We start from the raw sequence: 18,768 nt of genomic DNA, 5'->3' as shown, positions 1-18,768 counted from the left end.
GCCGTGAGGGTTCCGGCGAATATCTCCGGGAAGAAAAAGAGGCTATTCCGACAGCTATGCAGACGGGTTTGACGAGCGTGACAAGTCGTTTCCGTGCGGCGAGGCAACAGTCTGCGTCCCGGACGGTTTCGCTGTCTTTGCAGCTCATTCACGAAGGCGCTTCGCGGAACTGCCCGTTATTCCGTATCCTGCCATCTCAGCATCGGGTAGAATGCCCCTTCTTCGATGTACCAGATGTTGTCGAAATCCCAGCCTTCAAAAGTGGCTTGTTGTTTCATCTGTTCATCGGTGACCCAAGTTCCGTTTGCAGGATCCCGGTCTGTCTCATGCTGATGGTAAGAGGAACGGATTTCAATGGTTCCGCTTCCCGTAATTCCAAGTTCCGATGACGTATAGCTATTCGCAACCGTTCCGGCATAAGCGTAACCTATCAATCCGCCTTTAGATCTAATTCCTTTTACCACAGCGATTGCATACGAATTTGAAATCGTGCCATATTGACTGCCTACGAGACCGCCAATATTCGTCATGCTGGATAGAGTTCCAACCTCCCCGACGAAAAAGCTTTGGGTAATGCTGCCATGGTTTCCCCCTGCCAGTCCGCCGATGGCCCCATTTCCTTCGATCCCCTTGAACGTTGACCGGAAGGAGGAACGCGTCAAGGATCCTTTATTCATCCCCGTCAGACCGCCGACTAATTGATCGCCGACAACTACTCCCGATGCCGAAACATCGGAAACCTTTGCAGATGCCTCGATTGTACCGGCCAACGCGCCTGCATAGTTACTGCTCATTGACCACACTTCTACATCCGCCAACGCCACATTGCGGATTTCTCCGCTTTCTACGTATCCGAACAATCCCTGATACACGGCGTCCCTAGAAATTTTCAAATCGGAAATCGTATGACCATTGCCGTCGAATGTGCCGGTAAACGGCGTTTCTTCCGTTCCGATCGGCATCCAGCCGGAGTCTTTGACATACTCATATGCGTCGCCAAAATACCGGTCGTACAAGTCGTTATAAAAGTCGAGGTCATTCGACAACATGATATCCGCGTTCAATTGATAATGCGCAGATAAATTCAGGGTCATTCTAGCAAGTTGAGCAGGCGTTTCGATCAAGTAAGGGTGGTCTGCCGTTCCATCTCCACTCGCAAAGTACCCGACCTCAATCGGTTCGCTGTCGAGTGAAGCGGCAATCTCCGCACCATCCAAAGCAAACCGCAGAACGGCATCGGTTCCGACGCCTTGCACGGTCAGATCCGGGAAGGCTGCTATTCCTTCTTCCGCGGTTACGCTTGTCGTTCCGGACAAGATGTAATCGACGGTGCTGTCGATCACATCGACGTTTACTTTTGCTGTATAGGTTTCTCCGATCGGGTTCCCGTACGCATCCGTCACCTGGATCATCGGATAGACCTCGAAAACCTCATTTTCCGTCACGTACGTGCTCGGTTTCTGCATCCATTCAAGCTTGCTCGGCTCGGCAGCCTGCGGTGTGATCGTAAATGCGGTTGCCGAATCTCCCGTTTCGGCCACATCGATCCAGATCGTCTGCTCGACAGCATGATGCAAGACGAGATTCCCCGATGCCTTGCCATCGGTGAATGGTAGGAATATATCCGTAGAAGCCCCAATCAACGGCGTTCCTTCAAAGCTGCCGGCTGTTCCGCTTGGCGCGTTCGTATAACCGCTCACGGTCACCGTCTTCTCCCCGGCGAAGTCCGTATCGACGTCGCCGTTGGAACGATACACCGCTAACGTTACCCTGATGTTCTCTCCGGCTGCAACATGCTCTGGAGAGAGGGTGACGTTGGCATAAGATGCCCCGCGGACGACGGATACCGGAATTTGCACGGTAAAGCCGTCGTATTCCGCCCGGATGACCGTTGTGCCATCTCCTACAGCCGTTACGACCCCTTCCTTCACCGAAGCGATCGTCTCATCATCCGAGCTCCACACCGCTTTATCAGTCACATTGCGGGTCGTATCGTCGCTCCAATGCGCCGTAAGCTGAATCGGCCGCGTCTGGCCGATCCCGATCAAGGACAGGCTCTCCGGGTCGTAAGTAACCTGGGTGACCGTCGGCTCAGGCTCGGTGCCGGGCCCCGGAACAACTGGGCCCGATCTAAGGCCTGGACCGGTTCCGGGCACCGTTTCGATGATGGTCGCTTCCCCGTCCATGATCAGCTCGATAATCCTCGCATCGTTCACGAGGGTTATCGTAGAATCCGATACTTCTTCCGTTACATGAAGCAGTCCGATGACCGCCCGGACGATGCGCATGTCCATGTCGCTGCCGAACAACGTGACACGCTGATACCCTTCCCCGATGACATCTTTCGCTGCTTCCAACAGGACAGGTGAATAGACGACAGTCTCCTTGATGACGGTATCGCCGGATACGACGATGCGCACTAAGCCGTTCTCCTTGTTCATGACGAGCCGAACGACGGTGCTGTCGTCCAGATGGATGCTGTCGCTGCCTCCACCGTACACCTCCATCGATCCCTGCACTTCTACGTTGTGCAAGGTCACATCTCCTTCTCCGACTTGTTCCGCTATCACCAGGTCGCCTGTGATGATCAGATTCCGAAGCGTCGTATCCGGAGCAGTCACGATCACGCTTCCCGCGATGCGCTCCGCTCCATTGTCAGGGCCGAACGTCTCTCCGGGTTCGTTCAAGACAAGCTGCGTCGCTTCCCGAACGGCCCTCGACTTATCCAGCATGACGACCGCTTGCGCACGCGTCAGCGTATGCTCCGGCCCGAGCCTTCCATCCGGATATCCGTTGATGATTTCCTGTGCGGCGAGGGCTCCGACAGCGCCGCGGCTCCAGTCTGGAATCGTCTCCTGATCGGTGAAACTCGAAGCCGCGGCAGGGTCGGCATCAAGACCGAGAATGCGTTGCAGCGTCACGGCCGCTTCCTGCCTTGTGATCTCCTGATGCGGCCGGAACGTGTTGTCGGAATATCCCGTTATGTATCCCGCGGCAACGGCCCGGCCGACATCCGGCGCATACCAATCGGTCGGTTCCACATCGTGAAACGAGGCGGCGACCGTTTTCGTAAAGCCGAAGACACGATTGATCAAGGCGATATATTCCGCTCGCGCAATCGGTTGATCCGGTCTGACCGAACCGTCCGGAAAGCCGCGCAGCCACCCCTCCCCGAGCCAGCGATCGATCGTCTCCTTCGCCCAGTGGCCGGCATGATCGATTGACGCCGGCGTGCCGGCCTTGACGCCCTGCGCCATTCCGCCTGCTGCCAGGCAGACAATGAGGCAAAGGGTCAGAAGTTTTTTTGTGCGGACGATAAAACCTTGCATTTCGCTTCCCCTTTCAAAAACATACTGTCCCGAATTCCAGCTTTCTCCTCGACAGTCTGCTTGAAATATGCTATTCTGTCCAGTTTATCATCTGGCCTGCCGTTGAAAGATTAAAGGATGGTTAAAGGATTTCACACGCAAAGACAGCGAAACCGTCCGGACGCAGACTGTTGCTTCTCCGCGCGGAAACGACTTCTCAAGCTCGTCAAACCCGGCCGCATAGCTGTCGGATTGGCAAGTGAAGGACGGATGAAACAAGGGGATGCAGCCGGCTCCGTCGCAGGAACAGCCTGTGGTTCTGGAAGCAAAAAAGGAGGCTCGACCACCTCCGGCGGCGATGGCTCGGACAGCTCCGGAAGCGGATGCAGCAGCTGTGCCAGTTTGGTCCTTGAGCGTTCAGGCGTGGTTGAGCCAAGGGTTGACTTAAGTTAAAGCTCGGTTAAAAAATCATGGAAAACACTATGATCAAAGAAATAATCTCTTATAATAAAAAAGGAGTAGAACTGATCGCAGAACGGAGGAGCGCCCGTGGAATCTCAAAATATACTGCTGGTAGATAATGAAGAGGAAATCCGGGACATCCTGAAGCTGCATCTGTTGAATGCAGAGATGAAGGTTTTTGAAGCCGATTCCGGTCAGCGTGCCTTGTCCATTCTAAATCAAGAGCCAATTGATTTGATCATACTGGATCTGATGATGGAGCGGATGGATGGCTGGGAAGTTCTGAAACACATGCAGCAGCAGCAGTTGAGAACCCCCGTAATCGTGCTCAGTGCCAGACAAATGGAAACGGACAAAATCGAAGCCCTTGATCTGGGCGCGGATGATTATATGACAAAACCCTTCAGCCCCGGTGAACTCATCGCCCGGATCCAAGCGATTCTGAGAAGAAGCAAGCCGGACTTGCGAATCAAACAGTTCAAACTGGGCGCAAGCATCTTCGATGTCGAAGGCTCGTTCATTCAGAATTGTTCCGAAACGATCCCCCTGTCCCCTATCGAAGGTGCGATGCTTGAACTTTTCCTGCAAAATCCGGGTAAAATTTTTACCCACAAAGAGATTTTCCGAGAAGTTTGGAAGCTGGATCATGTTGACAACAACTCAGTGAAAGTGTACGTGAATTATCTGAGAAAAAAAATCGGAGATGATCCCGCTAAGCCACGGTATATCCAGACCATTCGGGGAATCGGTTATCGTTTTTTAGGGGACCCCTCATGAATCTGAAGAGCAAGCTGTGGCTGCTTTTATTGGCAAGTTCCCTCTCTTCTCTTATTTTATTAATAGGGATTGCCGCTGTGATCGGGCTGATCTTTAACCAAGGCTACACCCACCATAACTTAAGTGAACTCGGCAATCAACTGAGCCGCATGATGGAACAAATCGGGCCCGATGATGAGCAAATTCAACAGCAATTGGCCGCTTTTCGTAATGAGCATCCGCATATTGATTTGACCTGGTTGTCTGAAAACGGCGAATTACGTTACGCAACAGACGGGCGGACGAGTGACTATAACATGAACGAATTGATGAATCGGTTCCTGAATATGCCGTCTAACTTATGGGAAAATGAGGCAGAGATCACCTTGATTTTCGATTGGCAATGGGAAGGACTGCAGCAATTTTTGGTCATGTCGCTGCCCAGTGAAGTGATGCAAAGCAGTCAAATCTTTATTTACATACAGAACAGCGCCCAGTTCATCCAATTGCTACTCCCCGTGGCCTTATTTATGTTGACGCCTTATGTATTCGCTCTGTTTTTTTTCTTGAAGTTAAATCGTCGGCTACAATTACTAAATCAGGCCATGATCACATTTGATGCAAGCGGAGCGCATGAAGTTGATGAGAATGCGTCCAAAGATGAAATCGGCCAATTGACACGCAGCTTCAACGATATGTCCGCCCGCATCCGTTCCAACATCATTCGAATACGAGAGCTGGAAGCCAAGCGCAAATTGTTAATCGCAGATATTTCCAACGATTTAAGGACACCGCTGACCATGATCATTGGCTATGCCGAGTCTTTGGACAAGCAAATCGTAAAATCGCCCGAAGAAAAGAAAAAATATATGACCTACCTATTAAGAAGGGCAACATATATGGATGTACTTTTGCAGAAATTGCTGGAAATCGCGCAGCTGGATACTTATAAAGATCGGGTCCAATTGGTCCACCAAGATTTAGGGGAGACGATCAGGCTCATTGCCGCTGATTATATCCCTGTCGTGGAATCCATGTCCATTGACATGGATTTCCACATTCCCGAGCAGCCGCTTTATGTGTCTTTCGACCAACCCTTAATAGAAAGAGCACTGCGGAACTTGATTGAAAACGCAATTCAACATGGCGGTGAAGGCAAATACTTGGGCATCTTTCTAAAAAAAACGAAAAATCAAGTTCACATCACCATTGCTGATCGTGGTCCCGGCATTGAATTAGCTAAACAGAGGTTTATTTTTGAACGGTTCTACCGGGGACCGGAAGGGCGAGGCGGTGAAGGACTAGGCCTCGGTCTGTCCATTGTTCAAGAAGTGGCGAATGCCCATAAAGGGTACGTGCGTATGGAGAGCCGCCCAAATGAAAAAACAAAGTTCACCTTGATTCTGCCGTATTCCGCCAAGCACGAAACACAAGCTTCGCAGTAGTTGTAGTCTTGTACTCAGATTGACGCTTGCATGCTTGACAGCAATAAGACCATCCTGCCAGAGATATAATTCTGGGGAAGGATGGTCTTGTTTTTTTTCTGTACGTTTGGTGCAATCTATTCCGACACGTTACTGAATTGATGCGCCACCGCTCTCAACGGGCTGCTTCTTCCGTCTATTGACTATCTGTTTGCGTGCAACCAGGCGAACCCTCTGGCCAACACAGCAACGGCTTCCGCACGGGTTACTTTTTGCTGCGGCCGGAAGCTTCCATCCGGATAGCCGTCCATCATTCCTTCTGCTTGCAGAACAGCAACAGCTTCCCTAGCCCATTCCGAAATGGCGTGTTGATCAGCAAACGCGCTAGTGCCGCCCGCTCCCGTCTCAAGCTGCAGCGCCCGCACGATCATCAATGCCATCTGTTCTCTCGTAATTGGATCGTTCACGCCAAACGTCATCTCATCATACCCTGTCACGATACCAGATGCCGCCGCTGTAGCGATTGCTTCACGCGCCCAATGATGCGCACTGTCAGCGAATGCATAGCCGCTTCCCGCTGAAGGCTCCAGATTCAATGCCTGTACCACCATCGTTACAAATTCGGCTCGCGTCATGTCATGGTTCGGCCGGAAGGTACCATCGGGATAGCCGTTGACCACATCCTGCGCTGATAAGCGGCGGATGTCCTCTTCCGCCCAATGTCCCGCAACATCCGAGAACAACGGCGCTTCTAACGGCGGTGCGTCGGCATCAACCGGGCGAGCAATGGCCGCGTACGTTGTCGCAACTGTCGTAAAGTGATCGACGGTGCCGCTAACAGCAGCTTGCGCCCAATCCACTTCGATGTTGTCCAGCTCGATCCATTCGGTAGTCTCTTCATCGAATCGATAGAGACTGATAGCCCACGATTCCTCGGTCAGGCCGTCCATGCTTACGTACAAAACGATTGTGACATCTTCCGTGAAGTTTCCTTCCTGATCTTTTGTAATTGCGATCGCTTTGCTAGCCAGCCGATCCTGCTCCGTGAAAGACAGCGCATCCGACGCACTCTCTTCGATAGTTACATAGAAGACTCGGTGCCACGCTTCTTCGGGAATAATGATCCGGCCGCCATCAAAGAGGATGACTTCTCCTTCCGTGCCCACCATCCAGGTGTTGTCGGGCTGTGCCGGTTCACTGCTGGTGCCGCTGCTGCCACCGCCGCCGCTGCCGCCGCCTGGACTGCCTCCTATCGAGGTCAAGCGGAAACGGTTTGTGGTCGCACGCGACATGTTACCGACCGCATCTGCCGCTTGAACATGCAAGTACCAGTCGCCGTCCACTCCATCGAGCGTCAGTGTGTCGCCGCTGGAAAAAAACGCCCACTCCGCGGCGTCATAAGCCGGTGGAACCTCATCCTGTGTCCACACATAGCGCAAGCTGGAGTCCTCTACACCGCTCGCATCGTCGCTGACCTCCACCCGGGTCGACGCCGACCGTGCCTCGCTGTCGCTGCCGTTCGCAGCAAAGGAAATGCTCGGTGCGGTGTGATCGATCCGAATATGATAGGCAAGCCTCACTTCATTGCCCGCACTGTCCGTCGCTTGAACAGCCAGCGTATGGGCGCCTTCCGCGGCGAATGCGATCGGCTCGGCATACGGCTGCCAAGCTCCCCCACCGTCCGTTGAATAAGTGACGGACGTTACGACCACGCCTTCCGTCGCCTGACTCGCATACACTTCGGCCGTCACACTGTGGCGGGTCCATGTGTCGCTTGTATACGGCGATCCGTCGTCACTGAACGTCAGAGACACATCCAGCGTCAATCCGCCGCGGCTGATATTGATCTGCTGTAACGCCGCTTCGCCGCTGTTACCGGCAACGTCCGCCGCTCGAACTCGCAGCGTATGAGCGCCCTCGGTCATAAAGGCAATCGGCTCAGCTGCATAGGTGTGCCATGACGTGCCGCCATCTGTCGAATATTCGATGAGGGCCACGCCGCTGTGTGCATCCGTCGCTTCGATTACGGCAGTCACCTGCCGATTCGTCCACGTTCCGCTCGCATATGACGATCCGTCTTCGTGCCGCAGCTCCACGCTAATATCCGGGACGCTGTTGTCCAGACGGAATCGTTCCGTACGTGCAACAGCCACGTTGCCGCGCACGTCCCGGGCCAATACATGCAAGTACCAGTCGCCGTCCTTACCGCCAAGTGTCAGCGTGTCTCCCTTGTCGAACGACGTCCATCCCTCCGCGTCGTCAGCCGGCGGAACCTCATCCTGCGTCCATACATAGCGCAAACTGTCATCGTCCACATCGAAATCGGTCCCCGTCACGGTCACCGTTGTGGATGCGTTGGCGGACCAATCTTCGTTCCCGTTCGATCCAAAGCTGATCGTCGGCGCCGTTCGTACCACGTGCACGTCAACCGTTGCTTTCCGTTCATGCGGGTTACGGACATCGCCCGGCAGCGTGAGCTCCCCAGTGAACGTATATGTCCCGACGGTTCCGCCATCGTATACCGGATCGCCGTTATCCCATGTGACGCCCAGTTCCAACTTTTCCCCATTGCCCAAGGTCACTTCCGCCTCGCCCGGCAAACTGATGTCGGATCGGTCTGTGCCAGTAGTGACCCGGATGTCATCTAGCTCGCCGACCGAAGCAACCATATGAACACCCGTCACCGTCACTGTTGCTGTTGCCGTGCCTCCGTATTCCGTTGTAACCGTCACCTGCACCGTCTTCTCCCCGGTATTGCTAATATCGAGCAGCAATGTATCCGCCGATCCTGCCGATGCACCGTCAACCGTCCACTCCACGCTTTCCATGGCAAAATGACTATGCGCGTATTCAATCGCCAGAGCTGTCGATGTGCCGACTTCCGCCTCGATCGATCCGGCAACCACCGTTTCATCGTGGAGAATCGTCACATGAGGCGATGAATCGAACGAAACAAATCGAAAACCTTTTTCGGCAGCATGATCTTCTGCCGTGGACGCCGCGTGCCCAATCAACGTGAGGCCGGGGTCATTATGCGAGAACGCATCATCTCCAAATGTGGCATCGTCACGATGAATCACCGCTTCCACGAGTTTGTTGTGGTAGAAAGCTTCCTCTCCGATCGTTTCCACACTTCCCGGAATGACCACTTTCGTCAACTGATTATTCCTGAAAGTAGCTGTATGAATCTGCGTTACCGTGTCCGGGATGACGACTTCCTTCAGGTTATTATCCTCAAACGCCCAGGCAGAGATCGTTTGGACGCCATGTGGAAGAACCAAAGACTCCAGATTGTTATTCCGAAAAGCCTCGATTCTAATCCGCAATAAACGGCTGCCACTGGCAAACTCGATCCGCTCAAGCTTGTTCCTGTAAAAGGAATGTTCCCCCAAGTCCGTAACGCTGGCAGGGAAAAATACAGACTCCAGATCATTCTCCGAAAAAGCCCGTTCTCCGATCGTACTTACACTTGCGCCAAGCTCAACTTTCGTGAGATTGTTTCCGGCAAAAGCCCATCTGCCAATTGACGTCACACTGTCCGGGATGGTCAATTCCGCAAGATTATTTTCCGCAAACACACCAGCCCCAATCGTCGACAAGCTGTCCGGAAGCTCCACGCTGACCAGGTTGTTATATCCGAATGTATAATTCCCCAAGTCCACGACACTGTCGGGAATTTTCAGTTCGCTGAGGCTGTTAGACTGAAAAGCCCAGCCCCCAATCGTCGTCACACTTGCCGGAAGCTCCAGTGTATTCAGCTGATTTTCTAAAAACGCACTTTCCCCAATGGTCGTGATGCCGTTTGGAAGGATTAACTCACTGATCCTTTTTCTTGTAAATGAATCGTCTCCAATTGCCGTCACGGTCAACCCATCAATTTCACTTGGAATCACCATCAGATCCGGCACACTGCCATATTCTCTTTCATCCCAGCCCGTAATCGTCACAGTGCCGTCTCCGTTGTCGTCATAAGTAAAACCAAGACCTAGATAGTGGACTATGCTCCTGAATTTGTAGCTATATGCACTGGCATACGCTTCGGTCGTTGATCCCGTATAACCGATCAAGGTCAGGTCAGCGTCGTTATCCCTGAATACGTTATTGCCAAATGCGACTTCATCGTTGTGAACGATCACTTGCGTGAGATTGTTACGCCAGAATACACTATCAGCAATGTCTGTGACGTTAGCGGATATCATCACTTCCTCCAACTTATTAAAGGCAAAAGCCTGGCTCCCAATCGCAGTTACGTTATCCGGAATCGTCACTGTCGCGAGACGGTTCCTCGAAAAAACACTCGCCTTGATCTCTGTTATATAAGAAGGAAGCTCAACAGAAGTGAGACCATTATCAGCAAAGGCAGCCGAACCAATCTCCGTCACGCTGTCGGGAAGCATGATATCGGCAAGCTCATTGATGGCAAAAGCGGACGAACCGATCTCCGTCACGCTGTCGGGAAGAAGGATATCGGCAAGTTGGTTGCGTTCAAAAGCTCTAGCGCCAACTTTCGTCACCCCCAACGGAAGCTCCACTGCCGCCAAGCGATTGTTGCGAAAAGCCTCGTCGCCGATCTTTTCCAAATCGTCGGGCAGCTTCACTTCGACCAGCTGATTATCCATAAATGCACGTGCGGCAATCTCCGTCATCGTCGCAGGGAGCACCACACTGCTGAGGCGATTGTTCTGAAAAGCACCAGCGCCAAGTACCCTCACACCGGCCGGAATCATGACGGTGCTCATTTCGTTGTCCCTGAATGCTTCCGCGCCGATTTCCCTCATATTTGCGGATAAAACCACCTCTTCCAAAGCGTTATCTGCAAAAGCAGCATTCCCGATTGTCGTCACGCTGTCCGGAATCGTCACGCCTGTAAGGCTTTTCCTCGAAAAAGCATGACTGCCGATTCCCGTTACGGTCAATCCACCCAACTCGGCCGGAATCACCAGCGGGTCGGGCATTGTGCCGTATACCGCTTCATTCCATCCGATGATGGTTGCGGTACCGTCCTCGTGATCGATATAGTCAAAGCCTTCACTGACGATACTGACAAAGCGGTACCTGTTTGCATCTGCATACGTTTCCGCTGTCGAGCCCGCGTAACCGATCAAGGTCAAATTCGGATCATTACCCATAAATGCGTATCTTTCAAATGTGACCTCAGCGTTATGGATCACCACTTCCGTCAGGTTGTTATTACTAAAAGCCCCTGCTTTAATCATCGTCACGCTGTCCGGAATCGTCACATCTGTGAGGCTTCTCATTTGAAAAGCCATGCTGCCGATCCCTGTTACGATTAACCGAATCGACTCGCCCGGCACTTCCAACTCGGCCGGTATAAACAACGATTCCGGAGCCGGGCCGAAACCGCGGTCGTTCCACCCCGTAATCGTCGCCGTGCCATCGCCGTTGTCATCAAATAAAAAACTATATCCCAAGTAGTGGTCAATATCCATAAATGGATACCCGTTTGCATACGCATAAGCTTCCGTCGTCGATCCCGCATAACCGATCAACGTCAGGTTCGAATCATTACCCGCAAATACGTCAGCTTCAAATGTGACCTCAGCGTTATGGATCACCACTTCCGTCAGGTTGTTATTACTGAAAGCCCGCCATCCAAGGTTGTCCACACTTTCCGGAATGCTCACGAACGCAAGCTGATTTTCGGCAAAAGCGAACTGAACGATGTTCTTTATCCCTTCGGGAATCCTCACTGCCTGGAGGCCCCTGCTCTGAAAGGCGCCAGCGGCAATCATCGAAACGGGCAGTCCCCCCAGTTCAGAAGGAATCACCAACTCGTCATCAAGACCAATATATTGGCTAATCATGACCGAGTCATCTTCATTAACCCAATAGGTATATGGTCCCTCCGTGAATGGACCTTCCCTCGCATTCACTTCCGGGATAGGTAAAAGAAGTGTCAGTAAAGCAATAATCAATATCCATAAAATCATCCAGCCTTTTTTCTTCATAGCCGATCCCCTTTCGCGTTCCAACCTATTTGCCATTTTATCTATTAAAATAGCTTGTTTGGTTAAAACTTGGTTAAAGGAGCATCGGGAAGGTGCTTTCTCCCTCTTCTATCTGTCAAGCCGCTGCCGAGCTATTGACTGAATTGACCGGACTTGACGTCTGTGTTCCGAATGAAGGCGCCGTCTATTCTATCGGATCAGCGACTGATCGGAATTGCCATTATTCAAACTATTCCCAGCTAAGAGGATCGCCTTTATGCTATACTTATATTCTATCAATATCTTACTATTCTAATAGTCTTGGAGGGAGTTATGATTTTGCGTAAATGGATCGCTTGCACACTAATCCTAGTCTTGCTTTTCTCCGGCGGTTTCTCGGGAGAGGCAAAAGCAGAAAACCATGCCGCTTTTCACGATGTGACCAGTACGTTCTGGGCTGCCGAGGCTATTCATGAAATGGCGAAAATTGGCGTGATCAACGGGTATGAGGGCAACTTGTTTAAACCTAATGATCCTGTAACGCGTGAAGAATTTGCTGCTTTGCTCGCCAAAACCTTCAATCTGGATCAGCCCGCCTCATCGCCAACCTTCTCTGATGTAGCCGCAAGCCGCTGGTCCTATGCGGCTATCGAATCGGCTAAAGATTATTTCCCGGGGTACTCCGTCGGGTCCGGCGCTCCGTACTTCGATCCCAAGGCTGAGGCGACGAGAGAGGATGTGGCATCCGCTCTCGTTAGAACGCTTGGGTACATAGACGATCAACAGCATGAATCGATTTTGCATGCATTCCGCGATGCGGCGGACATCACCCCCCAGTTGAGGGCGGATGTGGCGCTGGCAGCACGCAAAGGACTTGTCAGCGGATATGAGAATGGGACATTTCGTCCGAAGGCTACCGTCACTCGTGCAGAGACGGCAGCGATTTTGTACCGCGCCGTGTACGGTCCGATCCCGGACAGTACTTCCGATTCGGCCTTGAAGCGTCCATCCTATTCCGGGATCACTGATTTTTCGCAGGCTGTCGGTTGGTATGGGACGGTCTCGCAATCTGCCGATCCGAATCGAGTTATCGAAGGCGTGTCCTCCGTATCGCTTTCTACAGACTCGGAGCATACTACTACCGCGGCACGGGTCCAAAATCTTGCTCTTGATTTGAGCGAAGCCCAAAATCTGATGCTCCGCTTGCATGTAGAGGATATTTCCAGACTGTCGAAGATTGAAGTGCGATTGTCTTCAACTTCGAATATGGCAGCTTATCTGGGGCATGCGCACACCCGGTGGCAGCTGGTTCAAGGGTGGAACGAAATCATCATCCCGATGGACAAGTTCGCTCCTTCCGGCAACGAAACGTTCGAGAATATCATGACCACGCTGCAAGTTTCGGTCACCCAGAGAGGCGATCTTCCCGTGACCGTTGTGTTCGATGCGCTTTATCGCGATCATGGAGGAAGAGGTAAAGTCATGATCCAGTTCGATGATGGATGGGAGTCGGTCTATACGAAAGCCTATCCGATGATGAAAGAGAAAGGGCTGGTCGGCAATATCGGCATTGTAAGCAATCTTGTAGGCAATCCGAACTATGCCAAGCTTGACCAGTTGAAAGAGATGTATGCGGATGGTTGGGACATATTTAATCACACGGCCAATCATCCGCGCCTGACTTCTTTGACCGAAGAACTGGCAGAAGTTGAACTGAGCTCCGCCAAGGCGTTTCTGATGCGCAACCGTTTCACCCGTGCCGCAGATTATATGGCGTATCCATACGGCGATTTCAACGACAGCATTGTGGATATTGCCGGCAAATACAGCCGATTCGCAAGGACCATTACGCCCGACTTTGAAGTTGATTCGCCGATTAACCCGTATCGGATGAAAGCGATTGAATTGGTGAACGATATCGATCCGGCGGTTTATCAAGAAGCCATACGTTCAGCTGCCGATCATGGCACTACCGTCATTTTCTTCCTGCACCGCATCGAAGAGGCGGGAGACGATTCCATCATCCTCCATACGGATGATTTTCAAGCGTTCTTGGACTATCTCGACTCATCCCGGGACGAGGTCGATGTCGTTTCGATCAGCGAATGGTATAAGACAATCGAGAATTGAACGAAGGGGAGCCGGCCGGCTCCCTATTTCTCTATGTCTCCTCGTACATTTCAACTCCCGGCCTTCATTACTGCGCTAAGTTCTCGCCAGCTTGCCATGATGTTTTCGAGCGTTAAGGAAGACGAGAATCTTTTTTTTTTGGTAAGGTATATGACGGGACGAAAAAAATACAACACGAGCAAGGAGATGAAAATGGAAGCACTGCGAAATTATTTCACCAACCTCGACCTGCATGCCGATATGGCCGCATTTCTATCGTATGCGATCGCAACCCTGCTGATCGTGCTGCTTAGTTTTGTGGCGAATCTCATTGTGAAAAAAATTATTCTTCGGATGATCGCTCTGTATATTACCAGAAACAGATTTCAATGGGACAACAAGCTCCTGGAGCGGCAAGTGTTCCAAAAATTGTCGCACATCGTGCCTGCGATCATTATTTATTACGCTTCCTTTATTTATGCGGACTACCCCGCCGCAAGTCAGCTAATTGAAAAGGGCGCCTTGGTCTATATGATTCTCATGATCTTGTCGGCGCTGAATGCGTTCATGAACGCAGTTAACGATATTTATCAGACCTATGAGGTTTCCAAGGAAAAACCGATCAAGGGTTATATTCAGGTAGCCAAGATTATTCTATTCTTCGTCGGAGCTATCCTGCTGGTCGCTACTTTGATCGGGCAGAACCCGCTCATTTTGCTCGGGGGACTGGGCGCGATATCCGCTGTTCTGATGCTGGTATTTCAAAATTCGATCCTGGGGCTTGTCGCCGGTATTCAGCTGACCGCCAACGACATGATTCGCGTCGGTGACTGGATCGAGATGCCAAAGTATAACGCTGACGGCGATGTGATCGAAATCACCCTGAATACCGTGAAGGTGCAAAACTGGGACAAGACCATAACCATGATACCGAGCTATGCATTCATTTCTGATTCATTCAGAAACTGGAGAGGCATGCAAGAAGCAGGCGGCCGCCGGATCAAGCGTTCCCTGTATGTAGATATGACCAGCATTTCTTTTTGTTCCGCAGAAATGATCGAGCAGTTCAAGCAAATACGCTACCTCAAGGACTATATCGTGAACAAGGAGCAGGAAATCGAAGCCTATCATCGGGAACATGAGATTGACGACTCGAGCGAGGTGAATGGCAGAAGACTGACCAATATCGGGACCTACAGAATCTACATTTCCCGATACCTGGAAAACCATCCGAAGATCCATAAGAACCTGACCTCCATGGTCAGGCAGCTCGCACCGGGCGAGTATGGCTTGCCTCTGGAGATCTACACGTTCACCAACGATATTCGCTGGGGCGAATATGAAGCCATCCAAGCCGATATTTTCGACCATATCATTGCCGTCGCGCCGAAGTTTGGCCTCAGAGTCTTCCAGAATCCGACTGGACACGATATGCGCAGCATGCTCGGCGACCCAGTTCGGCAGATGACATGAACCTACCTTGTTCCAACGAAGAAAGCGCCTGTTCGTTACAGGCGCTTCTCTTATGGTGCAAGTCGCTGTTTATTGATCCTCACCTGCACCGGCGGTCAAGCCGATGTTCCCATACCAGTGATAGTAATCGACTTTCAGCCCCATTTGCTCTGACAAAAACCGTAGCGGTACAAAAGCAGTTCCGTTTCGAACTTGAGGCGACACATCCAATGTGACGCGTTCCTTGCCCACCGTCACTTCACGAGATCCTACAGTCAGTACGATGCGTTGATCCAATCCGTCAACCGTAATCGTCCTGCTGGTTTGATCCCACTTCACATCAGCGCCCAAATATTCCGAAACGAACCGTATTGGCGCCAACGTTCTGGATTCATGGATGAATGGAGCTTCGCGAATTTCTCCGTATTCTCCTCCGGCAAATACCCTGTTCCTGTTAACGTATAGCAAGATGTCCGGTATCGGATTATACGCCTCGTAGTAGAATGTGCCGCCCGCCGTCAATATCCGGTCTTTCCAGGCTTTGATCGCCGGTTCCCCATCCACCGGAACAACAGTGGATCGAAGTGTGACCTCCCGAAGCTCCGACAAGCGCTCCAAACCTCGCAAACTCGTGATACTGGTATCATCCAGGTTCAGTACCCGCAGCTTTGCCATCTCACCGATTGCATGCACATCCCGAATCGGATTGCCGCCGGCATGAAATTCCTCCAGATTTGCCAAGGTGCGCAAGGAAGAAATATCTTCGACTGCATTGCTTTGCAAAGTCAGGTACTCCAAGTTCGTTAATTTCGATAATGGCGTAACGTCCCGAATCTCATTTCCCGCCAACCACAAGCGTCTCAATTGAGTCAGATTCTCCAGCGGGCGCAAATCGCTGATTTGCCCTTGTTCAACGGAAAGCTGCTGCAGATGGGATAACGGTGCGACAAAGGAGAGATCGTCAACATGGGATACCGATAACGATTCCAGACGGGAGAGCTGCTTGACAGGCTCATAACTGATGATCGGATTGTTGCTTATGTGCAATTCACGCAATTCAGGCATATGACGCAAGAAATCAAGCTGACGCAATCCTTGTTGATGAATGCTCAAGCGCTCCAATTTGGTCAACTTATCGAGCACCTGCAAATCAACCGAATTTTCCGGCCATGAATATAGACTCAGTTCGCGCAATTGGGGCAATGATTCCAAGGCGCTTACATCCTGCAATGTATTTGAAATGAGGTTCAATACTTCAAGATTGGCGAGCGACCGCAGTGGCTCCAGATCCTCGCTTATTACGTTCGTCACTACAAGCTCGCGCAAGGAATGCAGACCCGAGAACAGCTCCAAATCGATTGGTCTGCCTTCCCATATCACAATTTTCTCCAGCTTGGGAAGGCTTGCAATGATATCCAGGCTTTCGACAGAGTGGGAATCCCATAGAATCAGCGATTTCAAGTTGACCAGCTGCTCCATTCCCGTTAAATCCTCCAGGTAGGCAAACCAGTAGCCGTTCTGCTCCCTGAAAGCTTCCAGCTTCTCGTATCTTACGTCCAGTTCTTCCACCTGCTCTGCATCGGACAACCGGATTGGACCTTCGGCCAATCCGATCTCCTGTCGGACCAACCAATCCAATACAGGATCGGGAAACTCGATCACCGAATCTCTCTCAGCCTGAGCCTTCCCCGTACCCGCGATCCCTAGGCTTCCCATTGCCAGTGCGAGTACGATCATCACTCGCAAAAGCAATCCCCGATTTCCTTGCGGCAACACGGCCGTCATATTCGGCACTCCCTTCTTATTACCCATATTTGTTATAGTTAGACGCTCCCCGCGTCGAGAAGTTTCAACTCCGTTCCAGACTTCTCGTCCGGGACAGCCCCTCGACTCCGGTCTAGGATGGAAACAGTCGCCAGACCGTTTTGGCAGCGGCCTGTCACCGATACAATGGTTGCATATCAATTAAAGCCGCAACGGGCGGCGTATGTGTGGTGAAATCAATGCAAGCATCCTCCGAAACGCAATATATGTATGTCCTGTTCACCAATACGGGAACGTGGTTCACACGGTTGATTCGTCTATATACCAGGCAGGAGTTGAATCATGTATCGATCTGCCTCGACCGGTCGCTCAGTGAAGTGTACAGCTTTGGCCGGAAGCGCCCGAACAATCCGTTTATCGGAGGGTTCGTAAAAGAAGATTTACAAAGTTCGCTTTTTGAACAGGCAGACTGCGCCATTTATCGCTGTCCAGTGAACAGGAAGCAGTATGCCAAGGCCAAGGCCACGCTCCGACAGTTCGAACGCAGATCCGCTTGCTTCCGCTACAACCTGCTTGGTTTGATTGGCGTCATGCTCAATAAGCCGATCCGGCGGAAATGCGCATATTTCTGCTCGCAATTCGTAGCTACAATATTCGAACGCTTGGACCATCCTCTGACCACCAAATGCGCGGCCCTTGCCTCTCCATGCGATCTCGAGCAATCCGACAAGCTGGAATGCGTGTACCGGGGCAGCCTTCAAGAGGCACAAACCCTATTGGGATCAACAAAATTGTCAGAAGCCCCTTATCGTTTGGCCTGTCTCTTTCACGATGAACAGGCGCTTGCCGCATGCACGAACGAGAGTCCATGCCAATAAGAAATATTTTAACTTGGTATTTCGCGGACATTTTTCTATAATAAAGATAAAAAAGAAATAGGCTTCTTCCAAAAAAGACCACTTGCCAATAGTTGCTAGACATTTGTAAAATAAAAGTAACGCACCAAAAAATGAGGTGAAGTTCGCAATGCAAGTGCCTGTCCTGAAACATTTGGATAATGGCGATACCGAATTGCATATGCTGGATTTGAACGATGTGATATATATTTGCGTAGAAAATCGTACTTTGGTATATCATACCGTCGATCAAGCTTATCGCCATATATCCACACTGTCGGACTGGGAAGATCATTTGACCGAATACGGATTCGATCTGACGGATAAAACGAATTTGGTCAATATCAGCAAGATCAAGAAACTGGATTCCAAGCAAGGCAAGCTATATTTCGAGGAAGAGCCCACCAGCAAAAGCAAGTTTGCCACCATTGCCTTTATTAAGCAGAAGCTATTTAAAAATCTCATTTTGCGCGCCATCGCAAACAATAAAGGGACAAGCCTGGAGTATAATTTGAAAGGCCAAGGAAAAGGCGCCAGATTGGAAAGCGAGAATAGTCTTGCTGACTAATCTGCTTCATAGAATGAAAAGAGCTGCAATTTTCGTCAATCCGGACGAATGCAGCTCTTCTTGTTTAGATGCAACTGGATT

At 51.2% G+C, this 18,768-nt stretch carries 9 protein-coding genes; 6 read left to right on the top strand and 3 right to left on the bottom strand.

Features of this window, described 5'->3' with window-relative positions; translation table 11 throughout:
* Positions 1 to 176: 176 nt before the first annotated feature.
* On the bottom strand, positions 177 to 3,329 hold the full coding sequence (locus tag XYCOK13_RS17860) for an S-layer homology domain-containing protein (protein ID WP_213413606.1): 3,153 nt from the start codon (positions 3,327 to 3,329) through the stop codon (positions 177 to 179).
* A gap of 528 nt (positions 3,330 to 3,857) precedes the next feature.
* On the opposite strand from XYCOK13_RS17860, the gene XYCOK13_RS17855 reads away from it, so the two are divergent.
* Complete coding sequence (locus tag XYCOK13_RS17855; protein WP_213413605.1) at positions 3,858 to 4,547, top strand: response regulator transcription factor; 690 nt, start codon at positions 3,858 to 3,860, stop codon at positions 4,545 to 4,547.
* Positions 4,544 to 5,971, top strand: a complete 1,428-nt coding sequence (locus XYCOK13_RS17850) for a HAMP domain-containing sensor histidine kinase (protein WP_213413604.1) — start codon at positions 4,544 to 4,546, stop codon at positions 5,969 to 5,971. Before XYCOK13_RS17855 ends, XYCOK13_RS17850 begins: the two co-directional genes overlap by 4 nt.
* A 182-nt stretch (positions 5,972 to 6,153) precedes the next feature.
* On the opposite strand, the gene XYCOK13_RS17845 is transcribed toward XYCOK13_RS17850, so the two are convergent.
* Positions 6,154 to 11,919 (bottom strand): leucine-rich repeat protein, encoded by a 5,766-nt coding sequence (locus XYCOK13_RS17845; protein WP_213413603.1) that lies wholly within the window; start codon positions 11,917 to 11,919, stop codon positions 6,154 to 6,156.
* Positions 11,920 to 12,231: 312 nt separating this feature from the next.
* Between XYCOK13_RS17845 and XYCOK13_RS17840 the strand changes: the two genes are divergently transcribed.
* Positions 12,232 to 14,028: an S-layer homology domain-containing protein gene (locus tag XYCOK13_RS17840; protein ID WP_213413602.1), complete on the top strand. Its 1,797-nt coding sequence runs from the start codon at positions 12,232 to 12,234 to the stop codon at positions 14,026 to 14,028.
* A gap of 192 nt (positions 14,029 to 14,220) precedes the next feature.
* Positions 14,221 to 15,480, top strand: a complete 1,260-nt coding sequence (locus XYCOK13_RS17835; RefSeq protein ID WP_213413601.1) for a mechanosensitive ion channel family protein — start codon at positions 14,221 to 14,223, stop codon at positions 15,478 to 15,480.
* 69 nt (positions 15,481 to 15,549) lie between these two features.
* On the opposite strand, the gene XYCOK13_RS17830 is transcribed toward XYCOK13_RS17835, so the two are convergent.
* Positions 15,550 to 17,244 (bottom strand): stalk domain-containing protein, encoded by a 1,695-nt coding sequence (locus tag XYCOK13_RS17830; RefSeq protein WP_213413600.1) that lies wholly within the window; start codon positions 17,242 to 17,244, stop codon positions 15,550 to 15,552.
* A 218-nt stretch (positions 17,245 to 17,462) separates the two neighbouring features.
* On the opposite strand from XYCOK13_RS17830, the gene XYCOK13_RS17825 reads away from it, so the two are divergent.
* Both XYCOK13_RS17825 and XYCOK13_RS17820 read left to right on the top strand, forming a co-directional pair.
* Positions 17,463 to 18,101, top strand: coding sequence for a C40 family peptidase (locus tag XYCOK13_RS17825; protein ID WP_244865242.1), 639 nt, complete (start codon positions 17,463 to 17,465; stop codon positions 18,099 to 18,101).
* A 148-nt stretch (positions 18,102 to 18,249) separates the two neighbouring features.
* Entirely contained in the window at positions 18,250 to 18,687 is a 438-nt protein-coding gene (locus tag XYCOK13_RS17820) for a LytTR family DNA-binding domain-containing protein (RefSeq protein ID WP_213413598.1), read from the top strand.
* Positions 18,688 to 18,768: the final 81 nt, after the last annotated feature.

Origin of the sequence: Xylanibacillus composti (genome assembly GCF_018403685.1) — a bacterium.
Lineage (GTDB): Bacteria > Bacillota > Bacilli > Paenibacillales > K13 > Xylanibacillus > Xylanibacillus composti.
The sequence above is the reverse complement of the archived record's forward strand: the minus strand, read 5'-3'. Positions and strand labels throughout refer to the sequence as shown.